Origin of the sequence: Streptomyces sp. NPDC056580 (assembly GCF_042793175.1) — a bacterium.
Classification (GTDB): domain Bacteria; phylum Actinomycetota; class Actinomycetes; order Streptomycetales; family Streptomycetaceae; genus Streptomyces.
The window spans coordinates 244,037-265,480 of sequence record NZ_JBHTVE010000009.1 but is presented as its reverse complement, the minus strand read 5'-3'; the positions used below and the strand labels follow the sequence as shown (position 1 = coordinate 265,480).

The following is a 21,444-nucleotide window of genomic DNA, read 5'->3' as shown; positions in this document are numbered from 1 at the left end:
CGGGCGCGCGCGCCCTACCGGTTCGGGAAACCGCTGGTCAGGTGGCCCGTTCCGGCTCTAGGATGACGCGCTCCGGCCATCCCCCGCGGTCACCGCCCCACCCGGGACCGCCCGACCCCGCGCCGAACGCACGCTCCCCCCGCCGGCGCTGCGACGATGGACTCCCAGACCTCACAGTCATCCCAGGCACCCCAGTCACCTCACACCTTCCAGGTCGACCTGCGCGGTCTGGTCGACCTGCTCTCCCATCACCTCTACTCCAGTCCCAAGGTCTACCTGCGCGAGCTGCTGCAGAATGCGGTGGACGCCATCACTGCCCGGCGGGCCGAGGACCCCGGCGCCCCGGCGCGGGTGCGGCTGCACGCGGCGGACGGGACCCTGCGGGTGGAGGACACCGGCGTCGGGCTCACCGAGTCGGACGTGCACAGCCTGCTGGCGACCATCGGCCGCAGCTCCAAGCGGGCGGACGGCCTGCGGGAGGCCCGGTCCGACTTCCTCGGGCAGTTCGGCATCGGTCTGCTGGCCTGCTTCGTGGTCGCCGAGCGGATCCGGGTGGTCAGCCGCAGCGCCCGGACGCCCGGGGCGCCGCCGGTGGAGTGGACGGCCCGCGACGACGGCTCGTACACCGTGCGTACGCTGCCCGACGCGGAGCGGCCGGAGCCGGGCACCACCGTGCACCTGGTGGCGCGGGCCGGCGCGGCCGAGTGGCTGGCGCCGGAGCGGGTCCGCGCCCTGGCCCGGGACTTCGGCTCGCTGCTGCCGTACGACGTCCGGGTGGGCGAGGAGGCGGTCACCGACCTGCCGGCGCCCTGGGACCGCCCGTACCCGTCACCCGCGGCACGGCGGGTGGCGCTGGCCCGGCACTGCCACGAGCTGTTCGGGTTCACGCCCCTGGACTCGATCGGCCTGGACGTGCCGGTGGCCGGGATCCGGGGGGTCGCGTACGTGCTGCCGTCGGCGGTCAGCCCGGCGCAGCGGGCCACCCACCGGGTGCACCTGAAGGGCATGCTGCTCACCGAGCGGGCCGAACAGCTCCTGCCGGACTGGGCGTTCTTCGTGCGCTGCGTGCTGGACACCGACAGCCTGCGGCCCACGGCCTCGCGTGAGGCGCTGTACGAGGACGAGACGCTGGCGGCGGTGCGGGAGGCGCTGGGCGAGCGGATCAGGTCCTGGCTGACCGGGCTGGCGGCCGGCGATCCGGAGCGGCTGGCCGCGTTCCTCGCCGTGCACCACCTGGGGGTGAAGTCCCTGGCCCGGCACGACGGGGAGATGCTGCGCACGATGCTGCCGTGGCTGCCGTTCGAGACCACCGACGGGCAGCTCTCCCTGGAGGAGTTCGCGCAGCGGCACCCGGTGGTGCACTTCACCCGTACGGTCGAGGAGTACCGGCAGGTCGCGCCGATCGCCTCCGCGCAGGGCGTCGGAGTGGTCAACGGCGGCTACACGTACGACAGCGAGCTGGTGGAGGCGCTGCCGTCGGTGCGGCCAGGCACGGTGGTCGCCGAACTGGACGCGGACACGGTGACCGCGCACCTGGACGCCGTTGACCCGGCGGAGGAGCTGGCGCTGTCCGGATTCCTGGCGGCCGCGCGGGCGAAGCTCGACCCGCTGGGCTGCGACGTCGTCCTGCGCGCGTTCCACCCGCTGTCGGTGCCCGCGCTGCACTTGGACGACCGGGCCGCCCGGCACGAACAGGCCAGGGCCGAGGCCGAGGAGCGGGCCGACGACCTGTGGGCGGGGATCCTCGGCTCGCTGCGCGGCAGCGCACCGCGCGCGCGGCTGGTGCTCAACCACCTCAACCCGCTGATCCGGCGGATCGCCTCGGTCGGGGACCCGGAGCTGATCGGCACCGCCACGGAGTCGCTGTACGGGCAGGCGCTGCTGATGGCGCAGCGTCCGCTCAGGCCGGCCGACTCGGCGCTGCTGAACCGGGCGTTCATCGGCCTGCTGGAGTGGGCCACACACGGGGAGAACGGTCACTGATGGGTGAGATCACGGACTTCGACGCGCTGCGCCGGGCGATGGCGGAGAACTCCGGGCAGCCGGAGGGGCCGGCCCGCAACGCGCGCGCGGAACGGCTGCTCGCCGAGGCGGAGCGGCTGGACATCCCGCTCGCCGTGATCGAGGCGCTCGGGCACCAGCTGAAGGTCTACAACTACAGCTCCGAGAAGGACAAGATGTTCGTCCCGTTCGCGCGGCTGCTGCGCATGTGGGACGAACGGCCCGGGGACTTCGACGAGTACGAGACGCACTCGCTGCACTGGGTCTTCAAGTGGATGTCGGCGGGCATGCTGGACCAGCCGCACGTGCCGCTGGCCTCGATCGAGAAGTGGCTCGGCGAGATGGAGCACCGCTACCGGCTCGCCGGGCACTCCGAACGGGCCGTGCGGGCGGCCGAGTTCAGCGTGGCCGCGCACATCGGCGATCTCGGCCGGGCCGGGCGGGCGTACGCCGCCTGGCTGGCCGCGGACCGGGACCGGATGGCCGACTGCCACGCCTGCGAGCTGCACGGGCAAGGCGCCTGGCAGGTCGAGTGCGGCGCGGACGCGGAGGCGCTGCGGATGTGGCGGCCGGTGCTGGAGGGCGAGTACAGCTGCGCCCACGAGCCGCACACGGTGCTGGCGTCCTCGCTGGCGCCGCTGCTGCGCCTCGGCCGGGCGGACGAGGCCCGCGCCAGCCATCTGCGCGGTTTCCGCCTGGTGCGCCCCATGGAGAGCATGCGCGGCGCCTACGCCGACCACGTGGAGTTCTGCGCGCTGACCGGCAACGAGGCGCGCGGTCTGGAGCTGCTGGCCGAGCGGCCGGCGTACTTCACGGACACCGGGCAGCCGCGCAGCCGGCTGGACTTCCTGGCCGTGACGGCGCTGCTCATGGACCGGCTGACCGCACTCGGCCTGGGCGGGCAGCGGGTGCCCGGACCGGCCGGGCGTGCCTGGACCGCGGGGGAACTGGCCGTCCACGCGCGCGCCGAGGCCCTGGAGCTGGCCGCGCGGTTCGACGCGCGCAACGGCACGCCGTACGTCGGCGACCGGGTGCGCGCGCGGATGGCCCAGGAGCCGCTGGTGGAGCGGCTGCCGCTGGGCGTGCGCACGGTGCGCCCGCACCCGGCGCCGGCGGCCGCGCCGCCCGCGTCCGAGGCGCCGGGGCGGGCCGCGGCATCCGGCGAGCGGGACCTGGCCGGTCTGCTCGCCGAGGCGCGGCTGCTGTCGAAGACGCTGCGGCCGAACGCGCTGGAGGCCTGGGCGGCGGTCGCGCGGGCCGCCGAGGGGGTCGAGCTGGACCCGCGCGCCCGGGCGGAGATCACCGACCACGAGGCGATGGAGCGCGGCCCCGAGGGCGCCCCGCTCTTCGAGCGGGCCGCCGCGCTGTACGCGAGGGCGGGCGACCCGGGCGAGGCGCTGGCGGCACGCGCGCGCGGGGCGTTCGTGCGGGCGCTGGCGGGCGAGGTGGACGCGGCGGTGACGGCGGTCGCCGTGCTGTGCGACGAGGTGCTCGCGCTGTACGCCGCCGGGGAGACCGGCCTGCGGCAGACGGCGGCGGTGCTGATGAGCCGGGCGCGGATCCTCATGCGGCGGCTGGACGAGTACGGCGAGGACGGCGGCCGGGGCGGTGACCCCGAGGAGGCGCTCGCGGAGACCGGACGGGCCGTACGGGAGGTGCTGGCGCTCGTCGGGGGACGCGCGGACGGCGACGTACGGCTGGCCGCCCGGTCCGCCGAGGCGCGCGGCATGCTCGCCGGGCTGGCCGCGCTCACCGGCGACCCGGAGCGGGCCGCCGAGGGGCACCGGCAGGCCGCCGCCGAGTACGTGGCGGCCGGGCTGCCCTGGTTCGCGGTGGAACACGAGGTCGAGGCGGCCGGGCTGGCCCACGGTCTCGGGGACGTGGCCGGGACCGAGCGGGCGCTGCGGTCGGCGCTGGAGCACGGCGGTCCCTACCTGGAGCCGGTCGGGCGGGCCCAGCTCCACCTCCAGCTCGCCGAGGTGATCGGCGGCCGGGGCGAGGCCGGGGAGGCGGCGGAGCACGCGCTGGAGGCCGCGCACTGGGCCGACGAGGCGGGCGAGGGCGGCACGCTGGGCGCGTGGGCGCGGCACCAGCTCGGCGGTCTCCTGCTGCGCCGGGGGCGGTTCGCGGAGGCCGCCGAGGTGCTGGAGTCGGTGCTGCCCGACCTGACGGCCGAGACGCACGGCGAGGGGGCCGTCGTACAGGCGCAGTGGTGGCTCGGGGACTGCCTGGGCGAGCTGGGCGAGCACCGGGAGGCGGCGGAACGGCGGCTGCGGGCGGCCGAGATCGCCCGGCACTGGCCCGAGCAGCAGGACCACGCCACGCTCGCCCATCTGGCCGCCGAGTCGCTGGGCAACGCGGGGCTGCTCGAGGACGCGGACCGCGCCTACGCGCGCGCGGGCGAGCTGTGGCGCGCCCTGGGCAACCGGCACTTCCTGGTGCGTTCGCTGCGTGCCCGCGCCTGGCTGGCGCTGCGCGGCGACGGGCCGGCGGACGGGGCGCGGGAGCTGATGGCGCAGGCGGTGCGCGAGTGCGAGCACGCCCTGGAGGCGGCGGAGCCGGCGGCCCGGGACGCGTTCACCGCGGAACTGGCGAACACGCACCTCCAGTTCGGCGATCTGCTGGCCCGCTCCGCGGCCGGGGACGACGACGAGGTGGCCGCCGAGGAGACCCGGGAGGCGGCGCTGGCCCGGATGGAGCACGCGGCCGAGCTGTTCGGCACGCTCGGCGCTGAGGGCCTGCACGATCGCACCGGCGCCGAACTCGCCGCGGGCCGGCTGGAGGCCGACCTCGGCCGCCCGGCCGGGGCGGCGGCACGCGCGCGCGGCGTTCTGGCTGCCTACCCGCACACCGACACCCCGGACGGCACCGCCCACGCACGCCGCACCGAGGCCCGGGAACTACTCGACGACCTCTCCGAAACCACCCCGGAGAACTGAACCGGCCCGCACATCCGAGAACACCGGACACCCGCCGGGGTCACTCCACGCCGATGAGCAGCAGGGCTCCTTGACGGCCGCCCCGGTAGACCAGCGTGTCCACCGCCAGGTAGGTCTCGCGGACGTGGGTCTCCAGGTGGGCGGCGACGGATTCGGGGGCCTCGTCGCCGACGACGAGCGTGACCAGTTCGCCGCCCGCCCGCAGCATCCGGTCCAGGAGGGTCTCGGCGGTGGCGGTGAGGTCCGGCCCGATCACCGCCACGTCGCCGTCGATCAGGCCCAGCACGTCCCCGGCCTGGCAGATGCCGGCGCTCGTCCAGGACTCTCGCTCGGCGACGAGGACCTCGGCGTACCGGGTGGCGCCCGCCGCCGACGTCATCTGGACGACGTCCTCGTCGAACCGGCGCTCCGGCTCGTGCACGGCGAGCGCGGCGATGCCCTGGACCGCCGAGCGGGTCGGGATCAGGGCGACCCGGACGCCCTCGGTGCGCGCCTGCTCGGCGGCAGCGGCGGCGGTGTGCCGCAGTTCGGCGTCGTTGGGCAGCAGCACCACCTCGCGCGCGTGGGCCCGCCGTACGGCCTGCACCAGCTCCCCGCTGGCGGGCGGCTCCCCGGGGCGGGCGAGCACGGTGGTCGCGCCGGCCTCGGCGTACAGCCCGGCCAGGCCCTCACCGGGCACGACGGCGACGACGGCCCGCTGGGCGCGCTCGCGCGGCGGCCGCTCGCCCCCGGTGTGCACATCGCCGGCCCCGAAGTGGGTGATGCGGATCCGGTACGGCCGTCCCGCCTCGACGCCCGCCTCCACGGCGGCCCCGGCGTCGTCGACGTGGACGTGCACGTTCCACAGTCCGTCGCCGCCGACCACGACGAGGGAGTCGCCGAGGGCGTCGAGGCGCGCACGCAGCCGGGCCACGGCCTCGTCACCGGCCTCCAGCAGGTAGATCACCTCGTAGGCGGGGCCGTCGTCGGTGCCGTCGGCGGCGTCGGCGCAGGTCTGGGCGTCGGAGAACGGCGCCACGCGCGCGTGCGCCTCGGCGACGGCGGCCGCGGTCTCGCGAAGGGCCTCCCGTGCCCTCGGGATCTCGCCGGCCGCCTCTCCCGTGCACGCCTCCACCAGGGCGCCGAGCACCGTCACCAGCCCCCGGCCGCCCGCGTCGACCACCCCGGCCCGCCGCAGCACGGCGAGCTGTCCGGGCGTCGCCGCGAGGGCCGCGCCGGCGCCCTCGTAGGCGGCCCGGGCGACCGCAGCGCAGTCGCCCTCCGCCGTCTCGGCGGCGTCCGCGGCGGCCGCGGCGACGGTGAGCACGGTGCCCTCGACGGGATGGGCCACGGCCCGGTGGGCGGAGTCGGCGGCCTGCCGCAGGGCCAGGCGCAGCCCGGCGCCGTCGCAGTGGGACGCGTCGCCCGCCTCTCCCCCGGCGAGCACCTGTGCCATGCCCCGCAGCAGCTGGGCGAGGATCGTGCCGGAGTTGCCGCGGGCCCCGATGAGCGCCCCGTGGGCCATCGCGCGCGCGGCGTCCGCGAGCGACGGCTCCCCGGCGCCGGTCCCGTACCCGGCGAACACGGCCTCCACGGCGGTGGCCGCCGATTCCACGGTCAGGTACAGATTGGTCCCGGTGTCCCCGTCGGCCACGGGATAGACGTTGATCGCGTCGATCTCCTCGCGCGCCCGCCCGAGCGCGCGCAGCGCCAGACCGCACCAGGTGCGCACCGCGAGAGCATCCAGTGTCTGCGGCACCTGCGCCACCTGCGCCTCCCTGAGCTGCTTGGACGTGGACGCAGCGTAGACCCCGGAGCGGTGTCCTCCGGAGGAGGGCCGGGAGCGGGCCCCTAGCTGCCGTGGTAGTTTCGCGGTACGGACGCAGCCGTTGTATGCTGCTCCGGTTGCCCGATCCTGATCGGGCCATTCCCCCTGGCAGCGCCACTCAAGATCTCAGATCCTAGGATCTCGATCCCGGCATGCCGGGATCAACCGTAAGTGCATCTGAAGTCTTTGGAGTGACCCGTGGCTGCCAACTGCGACGTCTGCGGCAAGGGGCCGGGCTTCGGCAACAACATCTCGCACTCGCACCGCCGTACGTCCCGCCGCTGGAACCCGAACATCCAGCGTGTGCGTACCGTGGTCGGCGGGACGCCGAAGCGCGTGAACGCCTGCACCTCGTGCATCAAGGCCGGCAAGGTCTCGCGCTGACGCATAGCTGAGCGCGCGGCCACTGCTGGTTCGCTGCACTGAGCCGGTCCACCTCCGGGTGGGCCGGCTTTTTGCCGTACCCGCGGGATCACTCCGGTGGGCGGCACCGCCACCCGTGGTCGACCGGCCCGATCCCCGCGCCCAGTGCGAAACCGGCGGCGATCGCCCCGGTCACGTACTCCTTGGCCCGCTTCACCGCCTCCGGCACCGTCAGCCCCTTCGCCAGCTCCGACGCGACGGCCGAGGCGAGCGTGCAGCCCGTGCCGTGCGTGTGCCGGTTGTCGTGGCGCGGGCTGCGCAGCCAGTGCTCCCGCGAGCCGTCCGTGAGCAGGTCCACGGCGTCGCCGGGCAGGTGCCCGCCCTTGATCAGCACCCATCGCGGTCCGTACTCCAGCACGGCCGCCGCGGCCCGGCCCAGATCGCCCTCGGACTCGACCCGCACCCCGGTGAGTTGCGTCACCTCGTCCAGGTTGGGCGTGGCCACGGTCGCCACCGGCAGCAGCCTGCCCCGGACCGAGTCCAGGGCGGACGCGGCCAGCAGCGGATCGCCGTGCTTGGAGACACCCACCGGGTCCACCACGGCCGGCGCGTCCGTGCCGGAGATCAACTCGGCGACCGCCTCGACCAGTTCGGCGGAGGCGAGCATCCCGGTCTTCACCGCCTGGACGCCGATGTCGTCGACCACGCTGCGGTACTGGGCCCGCACCGCCTCCACCGGCAGTTCCCAGGCGCCCTGCACGCCGAGCGAGTTCTGCGCGGTGACCGCCGTGATCACGCTCATCCCGTGCACGCCGAGGGCCAGCATCGTCTTCAGGTCGGCCTGCACGCCCGCGCCGCCGCCGGAGTCGGACCCGGCGACCGTCAGCACCCGGGGGATCACGACTCGATGTCCCCGAAGTGGTCCCAGCCGCCCTTGCTGGTCCAGGGGGCGCCGTCGACGGTCACCTGGGGCAGCGCCGAGGGGTTGAGGACCTCGCCGATCACCTTCCAGCGGGCCGGAAGCTTGGCGTCCGGCGGGAACGTGGCCACGATCGCGTGGTCCTCTCCCCCGGTCAGCACCCACTGGAGCGGGTCGACGCCGACGGCCTGCCCGATGTCGTTCATCTGGGTCGGGATGTCGATCGCGCCGGAGCGGATGTCGATGCGCACCTTGCTGGCCTCGGCGATGTGCCCGAGGTCGGCGATCAGGCCGTCGCTGACGTCGCACATCGCCGTGGCGCCGAGCCCGGCCGCGGCCGGTCCCGCGTGGTACGGCGGCTCGGGGCGGCGGTGGGCCTCGACGAAGGCGCGCGGCGAGCGGAAGCCGCGGGAGAGCACCGCGTAACCGGCCGCGGACCAGCCGAGCCAGCCCGTCACGGCCACCAGGTCGCCGGGCTGGGCGCCGGCGCGGGTCACCGGCTCCTGGTTGCGCAGGTCGCCGAGCGCGGTGATGGACACCATGATCGTGTCCCCGCGCACCACGTCCCCGCCCACCACGGCGGCGCCCGCGACCTGGCACTCGTCGCGCAGGCCGTCCATCAGCTCGGTCGGCCAGGTGACCGGGAGTTCGGCCGGGACGACCAGGCCGAGCAGCAGCGCGGTGGGCACGGCGCCCATCGCGGCGATGTCCGCGAGGTTCTGCGCCGCCGCCTTGCGTCCGACGTCGTACGCCGTGGACCAGTCCCGGCGGAAGTGCCGCCCCTCCAGCAGGATGTCGGTGCTCGCCACCACCCTGCGGTCGGGCGCGGCGACCACCGCGGCGTCGTCACCGGGGCCGACCCGGACCACCGGGGTCGTGGTGAGACGGGAGGTCAGCTCCCGGATGAGCCCGAACTCACCCAACTCACCCACTGTGCCCTTCATCGCCTCAAGCCCCTTCTGTGCCTCTGCCTGCCCGGTCGCGCGTCATCAGTCTCCCCGATACGGTCGAGGTGACCGTCAACTTCTGTCGTGCCTGCACCCCTGGCGCGCAAGCCCGGTCCCCGCGGGTCTCCCCGCGGGGAGCGGCGACGCGATACCGTGGCGTTCCTTTTCCCCACATGATCCTCGTGGCCGCTCTGGAGGTTCCGTGGTACAGGCGTACATCCTGATCCAGACGGAGGTCGGCAAGGCGTCGACCGTCGCCGAGACGATCGGCAAGATCCCTGGAGTGATCCAGGCCGAGGACGTGACGGGACCGTACGATGTCATCGTGCGCGCACAGTCCGACACCGTCGACGAGCTCGGCCGCATGGTGGTCGCGAAGGTCCAGCAAGTGGACGGCATCACCCGCACCCTGACCTGCCCGGTCGTCCATCTGTAGCCCCCGTCTACGCTTGGCCGGTGAACTTCTTCCGCCACCGGCCGACCCACCTGCTCGCGCCCGCGCTGCTGATCGCGGTCACGGGCTGCTCCACAGCAGACGACAGCGCCACGGTCGCGGTTCCCACCCCCGACGCGAAGACGGCGGAGGTCTGCCGGGACCTGCACCGGGCGCTGCCCGGGAAGCTCGACGGACGGAGCCGTCACGACCCCGAACCCCGGTCCGCCTACACGGCGGGCTGGGGAAGCCCGGCGATCATACTGCGCTGCGGCGTCGTCCGGCCGCCGAAGATGGTCGACCCCGAGGTGGCCCAGGGCGGCGACCCGGACGCCGTCGCGGGCGGGGTGAACGGCGTCGACTGGCTGATGGAGAAGCGCGGCGACGGCACCTGGCGGTTCACCACGGCGAACCGCGTCGCCTATGTGCAGGTGAGCCTGCCCGGGGGGATGTCGGCACAGGACGAGGGCGCCGGGGTGCTCACGGATCTGGCGGACGCCGTGAAGAAGGCGATCCCCGAGGGGATCGCCTCCATGCGGTGATCGCGCCGGGTCAGCGCAGTCCGGTCGAGCGGCGCAGGGCCGCCTGCACCAGCCGGTCCACCAGCTCCGGGTAGCCGATCCCGGTGGCCTGCCACATCTGCGGGTACATCGAGATGGGCGTGAAACCGGGCATGGTGTTGATCTCGTTGATCACGAACTCGCCGTCCTCGTCGAGGAAGAAGTCGGCGCGGACCAGGCCCTCGCAGGATGCCGCCTCGAACGCCTCGACCGCGAGCCGCCGCACCTCGGCGGTCTCCTCGTCGGTGAGCGGCGCCGGGACGATGCCGGGCGTGGAGTCGATGTACTTGGCCTCGAAGTCGTAGTAGGCGTGCGTGTCCGGCGGCGGGATCTCGGCCGGCACCGAGGCGCGCGGCCCGTCCTCGAACTCCAGGACGCCGCACTCGATCTCGCGGCCGCGCACGGCGGCCTCGATGAGGATCTTCGGGTCGTGCGACCGGGCCTCGGCGATGGCCTCGTCCAGGCCCGAGAGGTCGTCGACCTTGGTGATGCCGATGGAGGACCCCGCGCGCGCCGGCTTCACGAACAGCGGCCAGCCGTGCTCGCCGGCGAAGTCGACGATCCGCTTGCGGGCCGCGGACTCGTTCGACTCCCAATCGCGGGGGCGGATCACCATGTACGGGCCGACCTTGAGCCCGAAGGAGGTGAACACCCGCTTCATGTACTCCTTGTCCTGGCCGACGGCCGAGGCGAGCACGCCCGAGCCCACGTACGGCACCCCGGACAGCTCCAGGAGACCCTGCAGGGTGCCGTCCTCGCCGTACGGGCCGTGCAGCACCGGGAAGACCACGTCGACCTCGCCGAGCGCCTTGGGCACCGAGCCGGGCTCGCTGTAGACGACCTCGCGGTTCGCGGGGTCGACGGGGAGCACCACGCCGCCCTCGTCCGACTCGGCCAGCTCCGCCACGCTCGGGGTGCGGCGGTCGGTGATGGCCATCCGGTCCGGCTCGTCGGCCGTCAGGGCCCAACGGCCGTCCGCGGTGATGCCGATCGGCAGGACGTCGTACTTCGTCCGGTCGATGGCCTTCAGGACGGCGCCCGCGGTGACCACGGAGATCCCGTGTTCGGAGCTGCGCCCGCCGAACACGACGGCCACGCGCGGCTTGCGGGACGGCTGGTCAGGGCTCTGGGGGAGGTTCTCGGTGCTCATATCGGGTTGAGAGTACCCGGTGGTATCCCCCAAGTCAGCGGCCGCTCCGGCGCGGTCGCTCAGCGTCGCACGGACGGTCGCTCAGCGTCGCGCGGAGGGCGGCCGGGCGCCGCGAGGACGGCCGCCGCGCCCCGGGCGGACGGCCGCCGGCCCCCCGCCGGCCGGGGGTCAGCGCCGCTCGGGCTTGGCGCTGCGCGACATCAGTTCCTTGAGGGCGACCACCGGCGGCTTGCCCTCGTGCACGATGTCCACGACCGTCTCGGTGATGGGCATCTCCACCCCGTGCCGGCGCGCCAGATCCGCAACTGACTCGCACGACTTGACGCCCTCGGCGGTCTGCCTGGTGACCGCGATGGTCTCCTGCAGGGTCATGCCCTTGCCGAGGTTGGTGCCGAAGGTGTGGTTGCGGGACAGCGGTGAGGAGCAGGTGGCCACCAGGTCGCCGAGACCGGCCAGTCCGGAGAACGTCAGCGGGTCCGCGCCGAGCGCCATGCCGAGCCGGGTGGTCTCGGCGAGGCCGCGGGTGATGAGCGAGCCCTTGGCGTTGTCGCCGAGGCCCATGCCGTCGGCGATGCCGACCGCCAGGCCGATGACGTTCTTGACCGCGCCGCCGAGTTCGCAGCCCACCACGTCGGTGTTGGTGTACGGCCGGAAGTACGGCGTGTGGCAGGCGGTCTGGAGCCGCTGGGCGACGGCCTCGTCGGTGCAGGCCACGACGGCCGCGGCCGGCATGCGGGCGGCGATCTCCCGGGCCAGGTTGGGCCCGGTGACGACGGCGATGCGGCCGGCGCCGACCTTGGCGACGTCGTCGATCACCTCGCTCATCCGCATGGTGGAGCCCAGCTCGACGCCCTTCATCAGGGAGACCAGCACGGTGTCCGGCGCGAGCAGCGGGGTCCACTCGGCGAGGTTGGCGCGCAGGGTCTGGGACGGCACGGCGAGGACGGTGAAGTCCGCGTCGCGCAGCGCCTCGGCGGCGTCGTCGGTGGCCCTGAGGTTGCGCGGGAGTTCGACGCCGGGCAGGTAGTCGGGGTTGGTGCGGGTGGAGTTGACCGCCTCGACCGGCTCGGGGCGGCGGGCCCACAGGGTGACCTCGCAGCCGGCGTCGGCGAGGACCATGCCGAAGGCGGTGCCCCACGAGCCGGCGCCCATGACGGCGGCGCGGACAGGCGTGCTCACTTGCCGCTCTCCTCCTCGGTGCCGGTCCGCGAGACTTCCCGGCCGGCCCCGGCCACCTGCGGGCCCGCGACGGCCGTCTCGGCGGCGGCCGCCTGCCGCGCGGCCTGTTCGGCGGTCCTGCGGCGCTGCTCGATCCGCTCGCGGCGCGGGTCGTATGGGGTCTCGGGCGCCTTCTCGCCGCGGATCTCCTCGAGCTGGCGGGTGACGGCCGCCATGATGACCTCCGTCGCCTCCTTCAGCACGTCGGCGGTCACCTCCCGGTCGTAGAAGCGGGAGAGGTCCACCGGCGGGCCGGCGAGTACGTGGTGCGTCTTGCGGGGCAGGAGGTTGGGCTTCTTGGCGTAGGGCGGCAGCAGTTCGTTGCAGCCCCACTGGGCGACCGGGATCACCGGGCACTTGGTCTGCAGGGCCACGCGGGCGGCGCCGGTCTTGGCGGTCATGGGCCAGCCGTCGGGGTCGCGGGTGAGGGTGCCCTCGGGGTAGAAGGCGACGCACTCGCCGCGCTCCACGGCGTCGATCGCGGCCCGGAACGCGCTGAGCGCGTCCGTGCTCTCGCGGTAGACGGGGATCTGCCCGGTGCCGCGCATGGCGGCGCCGACCAATCCCTTCTTGAAAAGGCCGCTCTTCGCCAGGAATCGCGGAACCCGTCCGGTGTTGTACTGATAGTGCGCGTACGCGAAGGGGTCCACGTGTGAATTGTGGTTCACCGCGGTGATAAATCCGCCCTCGGCCGGAATGTGTTCCATTCCGCGCCAGTCCCGCTTGATCAGAACCACCAGCGGCGGTTTGCAGAGGACCGCAGCGAAGCGGTACCAGAACCCGATTTGGCGGCGGGGCACGCGGACACCTTCCTCTAGGGCCTCTAAGGGCTGTCAGCTCGGCACCTCGGCCGGGAGCCGCACAAGTGTCGCCCCCGGCCGCCGGTCTGTCGAGAACACCGTACGCCCGCCCGTCCCCGGCCACCGCTCCGCCGGGAGCCTCGCGTCCCCACCGGCACCCGCCCGGCCGGACGCGCCGGGAGACAATGAGCGCGACGAGAGAGGGGCGGTACGCCGGTGCAGTGGAGCTTGGTCATCCCCCTGAAGCCTTTGGCGCGGGCCAAGAGCAGGCTTTCGGACACCGCCGCGGACGGGGTGCGCCCGGGTCTCGCGCTCGCGTTCGCGCAGGACACGGTGGCCGCGTCGCTGGCCTGCGCCTCGGTCGCCGATGTGGTGGTCGTCACGGACGACGCGCTGGCGGGCCGGGCGCTGGAGGCGCTGGGGGCCAGGATCGTCCCGGACGCTCCGGGCAGCGGGCTGAACGCCGCGCTCGCCCACGGCGCCTGCGTCGTACGGGAATCGCGCCCGGCCGCCGCGGTCGCGGCGCTGAACGCGGATCTTCCGGCGCTGCGCCCCGATGAATTGTCCCGGGTGCTGGACGCGGCGGCCGAGTATCCGCGGGCCTTTCTCGCGGACGCGGCCGCGGTGGGCACGACTCTGCTGGGGGCGGCGCCCGGACAGCCGTTGCGGCCGGCGTTCGGCACCGATTCCCGTGCCCGGCACCGGGCGTCCGGCGCGACGGAACTCGCGCCGCCGGACGTGAACTCCGTACGGCAGGACGTGGACACGGGTGAGGACCTGCGGGCCGCGCTGGCACTCGGTGTGGGTCCGTACACGGCGGCGGTGTCGGCGGGGCTGCTGATCCCGGAGTCCTGAGCGGCGTCCCGGAGCGGCGCCGGTGAGGGCGCGATCAGCCGTGGCGGGCCGGCGTCCGGCGCGTACCCGCGGCCCGGCGGGGGGCCCGCGCAGGCACTACGCTGGCCGTCATGCAGGCCACCGCGTACACCTACGACCCCGGTACCCGCAGCGGGCAGGTGCTGCTCGACGACGGGACCCCCGTGCCCTTCGACGCGGCGGCGTTCGACGCGGGCGGGCTGCGGTTGCTGCGGCCCGGGCAGCGGGTGCGGATCGAGACGGAACACGAGGGCGCGGCCCGGCGGATCACCCTGGTGACCCTGCAGACGTTCTAGGGGCGTTGATCAAGTCGGCGCACAGGCCGCGGGCCGGACTCCCGAGAGGAGTCCGGCCCGGCGCGTGAGTGCCCTGGTGATCTCAAGACGCCTTGCGGGCGGTGGCCTTCTTGGCGGTGGTCTTGCGAGCCGTCGACTTCTTGGCCGGGGCCTTCTTGGCGGTGACCTTCTTCGCCGGGGCCTTCTTGGCGGTGGTCTTGGCGGCGGTCTTGGCCGTGGTGGTCTTCTTGGCGGCCGCCTTGGTGCCCGTCGTCTTCTTCGCGGTCGTCTTCTTGGCGGCGGCCGTGGTCTTCTTGGCGGCGGGCGTCGCCTTCTTCGCGGCGGCCTTCTTCGCGGCCGCGGTCGTCTTCTTGGTGGCGGCCTTCTTGCCCACGGCCTTGGCGATGGTGGGCGGCGCACCCGACAGGCTGCCCTTGGGCGCCTTCTTCACCGAGACCTCGCCGCCGCGCGGCAGCTTCTTCGAGCCGCTCACCAGGTCCTTGAAGCCCTGCCCGGCGCGGAAGCGCGGCACGGAGGTCTTCTTCACGCGAACCCGCTCGCCCGTCTGGGGGTTGCGAGCGTAGCGGGCGGGGCGGTCCACCTTCTCGAAGGACCCGAAGCCGGTGACCGAGACCCGCTCGCCCGCGACGACCGCGCGGACGATGGCGTCCAGAACATGATCGACAGCGTCGGCCGCCTGCTGGCGGCCACCCAACTTGTCGGCAATCGCTTCTACGAGCTGCGCCTTGTTCACGTCTTCCCCTTCGGAGACATCGCCAGAACCAAAGTGTTCAAGCTTTTTCGCACGTTAGGCAGATATATACCGCAAATCAAACACGAAACGGGCTTATCACCCTTGTGCCGCAGCGAACTCGGCTGCCCAGGACCGCTCAGTGGTCCTCTTCGGGGAACCGTCCCTCGTCGAGGTCCGCGATGAACCGCTCCAGTCTCCTTGCCGCACCGGCGAGATCGTGCTTGGCCGCGGCCGTAATGACCAGCAGCTTCCGGGTCAGCGCCATCCGTACGCCCTCCGGGACTTGCAGTGCGCGCACCCTCGAGTGCGCTTCCTTGAGCCGGCCCGCGACTGCCGCATAGAGCTGGAGTTGGCCGTCGTGGTCCATGCACAGATTGTGCCATCTGGGGCGAGTTGTCGCCTGCGCAGGGTGCAACTGCCGCGCCGGACAGTCGTGTCGGCGCTCGCGCGGACCTCGTCCCCGACGGGCGCCTACCCGGCCAAACACCGCTCTAACGTGGGAAGTTGTGCCGCCGCGATCACCCGTGCGGGGCCGTTCGGGTGCAGACATGGCTGTACCCCCGATCGTGGCGATCGGGGGTACAGCCGGGGTGTTGGGGTGGCCGAAAGTCGACCTGCCGGGGCCCTCGGGTCAGACCTGGAGGGTGCGCGGCTTGTAGGCGGGCCGCTCGACCTCGTAGGCGGCGATGTCGGCCTCGTTCTGCAGGGTGATGGAGATGTCGTCCAGCCCGTTCAGCAGCCGCCAGCGGGAGTTCTCGTCCAGCTCGAAGGGGGCGGTGACGCCCGGGGCGCGCACCTCGCGGGCCTCGAGGTCGACGGTGATCTCCACCTGCGGGTCCGCCTCGGTCAGCTCCCACAGCTGGTCCACGACCTTCTGGTCGAGCACCACCGTGAGCAGGCCGTTCTTCAGCGAGTTGCCCCGGAAGATGTCCGCGAAGCGGGAGGAGATCACGGTCTTGAAGCCGTAGTTCTGCAGCGCCCAGACGGCGTGCTCCCGGGAGGAGCCGGTGCCGAAGTCCGGACCGGCGACCAGGACGGTCGCGCCCTGGCGCTCGGGACGGTTGAGCACGAACTCCGCGTCCTTGCGCCAGGCCTCGAACAGCCCGTCCTCGAAGCCGTCCCGCGTCACCTTCTTGAGCCAGTGCGCGGGGATGATCTGGTCGGTGTCCACGTTGCCGCGGCGCAGCGGGACGGCCCGGCCGGTGTGGGTGGTGAAGGCTTCCATGGTTATCGGACTCCAGCGGGCGTGCGGTCGTCGGTCAGGTCGGCGGGCGAGGCCAGGTGCCCCAGGACCGCGGTGGCCGCCGCGACCTGCGGCGACACCAGGTGGGTGCGGCCGCCCTTGCCCTGCCGCCCCTCGAAGTTGCGGTTGGAGGTGGACGCGGAACGCTCACCCGGGGCGAGCTGGTCGGGGTTCATGCCGAGGCACATCGAGCAGCCCGCGTGCCGCCACTCGGCGCCGGCCTCCTTGAAGACCACGTCCAGGCCCTCGGAGACGGCCTGCAGACCGACCCGCGCGGAGCCCGGGACGACCAGCATCCGTACGCCGTCGGCGACTTTGCGGCCGCGCAGCAGCTCGGCGGCGGCGCGCAGGTCCTCGATGCGGCCGTTGGTGCACGAGCCTACGAAGACGGTGTCCACACCGATGGAACGCAGCGGCTGGCCGGCCTCCAACCCCATGTACTCCAGGGCCTTTTCGGCGGCGAGCCGCTCCGAAGCGTCTTCGTACGAAGCCGGGTCGGGGACGGACGCCGAAAGCGGCGCGCCCTGGCCGGGGTTGGTGCCCCAGGTGACGAACGGCGACAGTTCGGCGGCGTCGATGACGACCTCGGCGTCGAAGACGGCGTCCTCGTCGGTGCGCAGGGTCTTCCAGTACTCGACCGCGGCGTCCCAGTCGGCGCCCTCCGGAGCGTGCGGACGGCCCTCGAGGTAGTCGAAGGTGGTCTGGTCCGGGGCGATCATGCCCGCGCGGGCACCGGCCTCGATCGACATGTTGCAGATGGTCATCCGGGCCTCCATCGAGAGCTTCTCGATGGCGGAGCCGCGGTACTCCAGGACGTAGCCCTGGCCGCCGCCGGTGCCGATCCGCGCGATGATCGCCAGGATCAGGTCCTTGGCGGTGACGCCGTCGGGCAGCTCGCCCTCGACGGTGATGGCCATGGTCCTGGGGCGGGCCATCGGCAGCGTCTGGGTGGCCAGCACGTGCTCCACCTGGGAGGTGCCGATGCCGAACGCCAGCGCGCCGAAGGCGCCGTGCGTCGAGGTGTGGGAGTCGCCGCATACCACGGTGGTGCCGGGCTGGGTCAGGCCGAGCTGGGGGCCGACGACGTGCACGACGCCCTGCTCGACGTCGCCCAGCGGGTGCAGCCGCACCCCGAACTCGGCGCAGTTCTTGCGCAGCGTCTCCAGCTGGGCGCGGGAGACGGGGTCGGCGATGGGCTTGTCGATGTCGAGGGTCGGGGTGTTGTGGTCCTCGGTCGCGATGGTGAGGTCGAGACGGCGCACCTGGCGGCCGCTCTTGCGCAGCCCGTCGAAGGCCTGCGGGCTGGTCACCTCGTGCAGCAGGTGCAGATCGATGTAGAGGAGGTCGGGCTCGCCCTCGGCGCGCCGGACGACGTGGTCGTCCCAGACCTTCTCCGCGAGTGTCCTACCCATCGCTTTCCCTTCGGCCGGCGAGCGTCCACCGGCCCAACTAGAGATCTTGGGGAGACGGCGCCCGCGCCCCGGTGTCCTCGGGCGTCCGCCGCCGGGCCCTGTGCTGCTCGGGCCGCTGTCTGATTCCAGGGTGGCGCTTTCCACGGAAAATTGAACTTGCGTTTCACAGAGTGAGACGCGAGTATCGTTTCATGGACAACAGTAGCGGCGTCGGCGTTCTGGACAAGGCGGCCCTCGTCCTGAGCGCTCTGGAGTCCGGTCCGGCCACCCTCGCGGGTCTGGTCGGCGCCACCGGACTGGCACGACCCACGGCCCACCGCCTGGCCGTGGCCCTGGAACACCACCGCATGGTGGCACGCGACATGCAGGGCCGGTTCATCCTCGGCCCGCGCCTCGCGGAACTGGCGGCGGCGGCCGGCGAGGACCGCCTGCTGGCCACGGCGGGCCCCGTGCTCACCCACCTCCGCGATGTCACCGGCGAGAGCGCGCAGCTCTACCGGCGCCAGGGTGACATGCGGATCTGCGTGGCCGCGGCGGAACGCCTGTCCGGACTGCGGGACACGGTCCCGGTCGGCTCCACGCTGACGATGAAGGCCGGCTCCTCCGCCCAGATCCTCATGGCCTGGGAGGAGCCGGAGCGGCTGCACCGCGGCCTGCAGGGCGCCCGGTTCACGGCGACCGCCCTGTCGGGCGTCCGGCGGCGCGGCTGGGCCCAGTCCATCGGCGAGCGCGAGCCGGGCGTGGCGTCCGTCTCCGCGCCCGTGCGCGGCCCCTCCAACCGCGTGGTGGCCGCGGTGTCCGTCTCCGGCCCGATCGAGCGCCTGTCCCGCCACCCGGGCCGCATGCACGCGCAGGCGGTCATCGACGCGGCGGCCCGTCTCTCCGAGGCGCTGCGCCGCTCGGGCTGAGACCGGGCGCCCCGGGAACCACACACCGGGAAGGGCCCGCCCCAACGCCGCGGCGAGCCCTCCCCGGTCCCCCCGGTCCCGGTCCTGCTGGTCCCCCCGGTCCTCCCGGTCCTCCCGGTCCTCCCGGTCAGGCGGTCTTCCCGGACTCCGGCACCGGCCGCGAACGGTGCGCGAACCGGTCCGCCGCGTAGCGGCCGCGCCGCTCCACCGGCACCTGACCGTGCGCCCTCGCGAGGCCGAAGGCCGGCATGTCGAAGTAGACGGACTCGTGCGAGCCCTCGGGTGCGACGTACGTCTCGTGCCACAGCCCGACGTGTCCGCGCGCCTTGCCCTGGCGGTCCTTGCGGTTGACGGCCGCCCAGGCCCGGTGGTGGAACATCTGCGGCGAGGTGGCGTAGGCGTACAGCTTGTCCTTGGACTCCCAGTACTGGACGACGTAGTACGTCCGCGGCGAGGCCGTCAGCAGCACGTGCCCCAGCAGTCCCCGGTCAGGGTCACGCGCGAGCTCCCGCAGCATGCGGATCATCGACAGCACGACCGGGAGCCACTGGTGCACCGCCCGGAAGTGGTTGATCCTCATGCCTATGAGCAGCACCACCGCATCCCCTTCGACCGCGGCGGTCGTGTGTCCCCGCACGGGCTTCGCGAACATGCCGGTCCCCCTCACTGGATAGCTGCACTATCTTTCCGGTGATGCTTGGATAGTGGCACTTCCCTAGGAGAGGCGCAAGAGATGCGGCTGGCGGAGCTCAGCGAGCGCAGCGGTGTGTCCAGGGCGACGATCAAGTACTACCTGCGCGAGGGACTGCTGCCGCCGGGCCGCCAGGTCAACCCCAGGACGGCCGAGTACGACGAGGAGCACCTGCGCCGGCTGCGGCTGGTGCGGGCGATGATCCAGGTGGGCGGGGTGCCGGTGGCCAAGGTGCGCGAGGTGCTCGGGCACGTGGACGACGACTCGCTCGGCCGCACGATCCGCCTGGGCGCGGCGATGTGGGCGCTGCCGCAGCTCCCGGAGCCGGACGAGGACGACGAGTACGTCCGGGCGGCGCACGGCGAGGTCGCCGCCCTCCTGGACCGGCTCGGCTGGGAGAACACCAAGCAGCTCACGACCATCTCGCCCTCGTACCGCTCGCTGGTGGTCGCGGTGGCCGCGTTCCGCCGGATCGGCTACGACTGGGGGGCCGAACAGCTCGCTCCGTACGCCGAGTTGATGCACCGGACGGCCGTCCTGGACCTGGACAACATGGAGACCCACCCGGCGGGGGCGGAGCGGGTCGAGTTCGCGGTGCTGGGGGCGGTCCTCAACGAGCCGGTGCTGCGGGCGCTGCACCGGCTGGCCCAGGAGGAGGAGACGGCGCGGCGGTACGGCTTCGAGTGACCCGCGCCGGGAACGGCCAAGGCCCCCCGCCGAAGCGGAGGGCCTTCCCTTGTACCCCCGACCGGATTCGAACCGGCGCTACCGCCTTGAGAGGGCGGCGTGCTAGGCCGCTACACAACGGGGGCGTGGACACTGCGTTTCCGCAGGTCCGAGCTGGTCTACCTGGACTCGAACCAAGACTAACTGAACCAGAATCAGTCGTGCTGCCAATTACACCATAGACCAATGATGGTTTAGACCAGTCAGTACCCCCGACCGGATTCGAACCGGCGCTACCGCCTTGAGAGGGCGGCGTGCTAGGCCGCTACACAACGGGGGCCCTAGCGATCCTGCATCGAGATGAGCGGGAGCTACCCGAACTCTCCTCGCGGGAAGGATCTGTACCCCCGACCGGATTCGAACCGGCGCTACCGCCTTGAGAGGGCGGCGTGCTAGGCCGCTACACAACGGGGGCTTGCGGATGTGATCCGCGGCGCAGATGAGCTCTGCGAGCTGGCCTACCTGGACTCGAACCAAGACTAACTGAACCAGAATCAGTCGTGCTGCCAATTACACCATAGGCCACTGGAACTCAAGCCCCTCAGGGGTTCTCGTTCTAGTTCGCACCTCCGGTTCCCGGCCTTTCGGCCCGCTCTCCGGCGGCGCAGGAAGAACATTACCCGAAGGTGGACGGGGCTCCAAAACGACTATCCGTGCCGAGGAGCCCGGGGAGTTCGGAGAGGGACGCGATCCGGTGCGGTCCGGTGGGCGGGTCCACGGTCGCGTAGGCGCCGCCGCGGTCGATCCACACCGACAGCAGCCCGGCCTCCGCGGCACCCCGGCCGTCGATCTCCGGGTGGTCGCCGACGTACGCGACCTCGTGCGGGGCGAGCGACAGGGCGTCGCAGGCGGCCAGGAAGGCGCCGGCCAGGGGCTTGGAGACGCCCAGCTCGGCGGCGCACAGCAGCGCCTCGAAGCGGTCCCGGACGCCGAGCAGGCGCAGCTTGCGGTCCTGGACGGTCAGGCTGGAGTTGGACAGCACCGCGTGGCGGTGGCTGGCGGCCAGGGCGTCGAGCACCGGCAGGACGTCCGGGAACAGGGACCAGGCCGCCTCGTAGTGCCGCACGTACCGCTGGAACCAGTCGTCGGCCTCGGCGTCCGTCAGCTCCGGCCGGTCCAGGAAGACGCGGGCCCGGTCGCGCCGCTGTGTGAGGAAGTCGACCTCGCCGGCGGCGAAGCGGGCCCACTGCCGGTCGGTGATCTCCCGCCAGCGCGCGAGCGCCTCGTCCGGCGACCCGTACCCGGCGAGGAGCCCCTCGGCCACCAGATGGGCGCGCATGCCCTCGCGGTCTGCGGTGGTGTAGTCGAAGAGGGTGTCGTCCACGTCCCAGACCACGGCGCGAATGCTCATGACCCGACCGTAACCGGCGCACGGCCGCCGTGTCCGGTGCGCGGACGGGGGGAGGCACGGCGAAGGGCGGCGCC

At 73.1% G+C, this 21,444-nt stretch carries 21 protein-coding genes and 5 tRNA genes; 9 read left to right on the top strand and 17 right to left on the bottom strand.

All coding sequences use genetic code 11. The annotated features are described in order from the left end of the window. The first annotated feature begins 156 nt into the window (after positions 1 to 156). Positions 157 to 1,983 (top strand): HSP90 family protein, encoded by a 1,827-nt coding sequence (locus tag ACFQ9Z_RS21945; protein ID WP_383020811.1) that lies wholly within the window; start codon positions 157 to 159, stop codon positions 1,981 to 1,983. Then, on the top strand, positions 1,983 to 4,940 hold the full coding sequence (locus ACFQ9Z_RS21940) for a tetratricopeptide repeat protein (RefSeq protein WP_383020807.1): 2,958 nt from the start codon (positions 1,983 to 1,985) through the stop codon (positions 4,938 to 4,940). The genes ACFQ9Z_RS21945 and ACFQ9Z_RS21940 overlap by 1 nt, the downstream gene beginning before the upstream one ends. A gap of 40 nt (positions 4,941 to 4,980) precedes the next feature. Here ACFQ9Z_RS21940 and ACFQ9Z_RS21935 read toward each other — a convergent pair whose 3' ends face one another. Further along, a complete protein-coding gene (locus ACFQ9Z_RS21935; protein ID WP_383020803.1) occupies positions 4,981 to 6,687 on the bottom strand; it encodes a DAK2 domain-containing protein in 1,707 nt (568 codons plus the stop codon). Positions 6,688 to 6,945: 258 nt separating this feature from the next. Between ACFQ9Z_RS21935 and rpmB the strand changes: the two genes are divergently transcribed. After that, positions 6,946 to 7,131, top strand: coding sequence for a 50S ribosomal protein L28 (rpmB, locus tag ACFQ9Z_RS21930; RefSeq protein ID WP_003993230.1), 186 nt, complete (start codon positions 6,946 to 6,948; stop codon positions 7,129 to 7,131). An 88-nt stretch (positions 7,132 to 7,219) separates the two neighbouring features. Here rpmB and thiD read toward each other — a convergent pair whose 3' ends face one another. Beyond that, the gene (thiD, locus tag ACFQ9Z_RS21925) at positions 7,220 to 8,011 is read right to left on the bottom strand and encodes a bifunctional hydroxymethylpyrimidine kinase/phosphomethylpyrimidine kinase (RefSeq protein WP_383020800.1); all 792 of its coding nucleotides are present in this window, start codon (positions 8,009 to 8,011) and stop codon (positions 7,220 to 7,222) included. Beyond that, positions 8,008 to 8,973: a thiamine-phosphate kinase gene (locus ACFQ9Z_RS21920; RefSeq protein ID WP_143635951.1), complete on the bottom strand. Its 966-nt coding sequence runs from the start codon at positions 8,971 to 8,973 to the stop codon at positions 8,008 to 8,010. Before ACFQ9Z_RS21920 ends, thiD begins: the two co-directional genes overlap by 4 nt. A 205-nt stretch (positions 8,974 to 9,178) precedes the next feature. Between ACFQ9Z_RS21920 and ACFQ9Z_RS21915 the strand changes: the two genes are divergently transcribed. Together ACFQ9Z_RS21915 and ACFQ9Z_RS21910 are read left to right on the top strand one after the other, a co-directional pair. Further along, on the top strand, positions 9,179 to 9,412 hold the full coding sequence (locus tag ACFQ9Z_RS21915; protein WP_143635949.1) for an Lrp/AsnC family transcriptional regulator: 234 nt from the start codon (positions 9,179 to 9,181) through the stop codon (positions 9,410 to 9,412). Between the two features lie 20 nt (positions 9,413 to 9,432). After that, positions 9,433 to 9,951, top strand: a complete 519-nt coding sequence (locus tag ACFQ9Z_RS21910) for a DUF3515 domain-containing protein (protein WP_383020794.1) — start codon at positions 9,433 to 9,435, stop codon at positions 9,949 to 9,951. 10 nt (positions 9,952 to 9,961) lie between these two features. Here ACFQ9Z_RS21910 and ACFQ9Z_RS21905 read toward each other — a convergent pair whose 3' ends face one another. The 3 genes from ACFQ9Z_RS21905 to ACFQ9Z_RS21895 form a co-directional block, all read right to left on the bottom strand. Continuing rightward, positions 9,962 to 11,119: a D-alanine--D-alanine ligase family protein gene (locus ACFQ9Z_RS21905; protein WP_383020791.1), complete on the bottom strand. Its 1,158-nt coding sequence runs from the start codon at positions 11,117 to 11,119 to the stop codon at positions 9,962 to 9,964. Between the two features lie 168 nt (positions 11,120 to 11,287). Then, on the bottom strand, positions 11,288 to 12,298 hold the full coding sequence (locus ACFQ9Z_RS21900; protein ID WP_383020788.1) for an NAD(P)H-dependent glycerol-3-phosphate dehydrogenase: 1,011 nt from the start codon (positions 12,296 to 12,298) through the stop codon (positions 11,288 to 11,290). Next, entirely contained in the window at positions 12,295 to 13,137 is an 843-nt protein-coding gene (locus tag ACFQ9Z_RS21895; protein WP_383020785.1) for a lysophospholipid acyltransferase family protein, read from the bottom strand. The genes ACFQ9Z_RS21900 and ACFQ9Z_RS21895 overlap by 4 nt, the downstream gene beginning before the upstream one ends. Positions 13,138 to 13,353: 216 nt before the next feature. On the opposite strand from ACFQ9Z_RS21895, the gene cofC reads away from it, so the two are divergent. Both cofC and ACFQ9Z_RS21885 read left to right on the top strand, forming a co-directional pair. Further along, on the top strand, positions 13,354 to 13,992 hold the full coding sequence (cofC, locus tag ACFQ9Z_RS21890) for a 2-phospho-L-lactate guanylyltransferase (RefSeq protein ID WP_383020780.1): 639 nt from the start codon (positions 13,354 to 13,356) through the stop codon (positions 13,990 to 13,992). Positions 13,993 to 14,102: 110 nt separating this feature from the next. Continuing rightward, positions 14,103 to 14,306 carry a hypothetical protein gene (locus ACFQ9Z_RS21885; RefSeq protein WP_383020776.1) on the top strand — a complete coding sequence of 68 codons (204 nt, stop codon included), beginning with the start codon at positions 14,103 to 14,105 and terminating at the stop codon, positions 14,304 to 14,306. Positions 14,307 to 14,388: 82 nt separating this feature from the next. Here ACFQ9Z_RS21885 and ACFQ9Z_RS21880 read toward each other — a convergent pair whose 3' ends face one another. The 4 genes from ACFQ9Z_RS21880 to leuC form a co-directional block, all read right to left on the bottom strand. Beyond that, positions 14,389 to 15,039 carry an HU family DNA-binding protein gene (locus tag ACFQ9Z_RS21880; protein WP_383020773.1) on the bottom strand — a complete coding sequence of 217 codons (651 nt, stop codon included), beginning with the start codon at positions 15,037 to 15,039 and terminating at the stop codon, positions 14,389 to 14,391. 136 nt (positions 15,040 to 15,175) lie between these two features. Further along, positions 15,176 to 15,406 carry a hypothetical protein gene (locus ACFQ9Z_RS21875; protein ID WP_281294640.1) on the bottom strand — a complete coding sequence of 77 codons (231 nt, stop codon included), beginning with the start codon at positions 15,404 to 15,406 and terminating at the stop codon, positions 15,176 to 15,178. Positions 15,407 to 15,670: 264 nt separating this feature from the next. Next, entirely contained in the window at positions 15,671 to 16,264 is a 594-nt protein-coding gene (gene leuD, locus ACFQ9Z_RS21870) for a 3-isopropylmalate dehydratase small subunit (protein ID WP_383020768.1), read from the bottom strand. A gap of 2 nt (positions 16,265 to 16,266) precedes the next feature. Then, a complete protein-coding gene (gene leuC, locus ACFQ9Z_RS21865) occupies positions 16,267 to 17,694 on the bottom strand; it encodes a 3-isopropylmalate dehydratase large subunit (RefSeq protein ID WP_383020763.1) in 1,428 nt (475 codons plus the stop codon). 191 nt (positions 17,695 to 17,885) lie between these two features. Here leuC and ndgR point away from each other — a divergent pair, with 191 nt between their 5' ends. After that, complete coding sequence (gene ndgR, locus ACFQ9Z_RS21860; RefSeq protein ID WP_061925666.1) at positions 17,886 to 18,602, top strand: IclR family transcriptional regulator NdgR; 717 nt, start codon at positions 17,886 to 17,888, stop codon at positions 18,600 to 18,602. A 127-nt stretch (positions 18,603 to 18,729) separates the two neighbouring features. Here the strand turns inward: ndgR and ACFQ9Z_RS21855 are convergent, their stop codons facing one another. Continuing rightward, positions 18,730 to 19,254 carry a DUF4188 domain-containing protein gene (locus tag ACFQ9Z_RS21855; RefSeq protein ID WP_383020756.1) on the bottom strand — a complete coding sequence of 175 codons (525 nt, stop codon included), beginning with the start codon at positions 19,252 to 19,254 and terminating at the stop codon, positions 18,730 to 18,732. Between the two features lie 81 nt (positions 19,255 to 19,335). On the opposite strand from ACFQ9Z_RS21855, the gene ACFQ9Z_RS21850 reads away from it, so the two are divergent. After that, a complete protein-coding gene (locus ACFQ9Z_RS21850) occupies positions 19,336 to 19,980 on the top strand; it encodes a MerR family transcriptional regulator (protein ID WP_383020753.1) in 645 nt (214 codons plus the stop codon). A 52-nt stretch (positions 19,981 to 20,032) separates the two neighbouring features. Here ACFQ9Z_RS21850 and ACFQ9Z_RS21845 read toward each other — a convergent pair. The 6 genes from ACFQ9Z_RS21845 to ACFQ9Z_RS21820 all read right to left on the bottom strand — a co-directional run bounded on the left by ACFQ9Z_RS21845 (position 20,033) and on the right by ACFQ9Z_RS21820 (position 21,370). Next, positions 20,033 to 20,105 (bottom strand) — tRNA-Glu (locus ACFQ9Z_RS21845). Between the two features lie 28 nt (positions 20,106 to 20,133). After that, positions 20,134 to 20,205 (bottom strand) — tRNA-Gln (locus tag ACFQ9Z_RS21840). A 21-nt stretch (positions 20,206 to 20,226) separates the two neighbouring features. Then, positions 20,227 to 20,299 (bottom strand) — tRNA-Glu (locus ACFQ9Z_RS21835). A gap of 62 nt (positions 20,300 to 20,361) precedes the next feature. Beyond that, positions 20,362 to 20,434: transfer RNA gene (locus tag ACFQ9Z_RS21830), tRNA-Glu, on the bottom strand. Positions 20,435 to 20,472: 38 nt separating this feature from the next. Further along, a tRNA-Gln gene (locus ACFQ9Z_RS21825) sits at positions 20,473 to 20,544 on the bottom strand. A gap of 91 nt (positions 20,545 to 20,635) precedes the next feature. Continuing rightward, positions 20,636 to 21,370: an HAD family hydrolase gene (locus ACFQ9Z_RS21820; protein ID WP_383020750.1), complete on the bottom strand. Its 735-nt coding sequence runs from the start codon at positions 21,368 to 21,370 to the stop codon at positions 20,636 to 20,638. Positions 21,371 to 21,444: the final 74 nt, after the last annotated feature.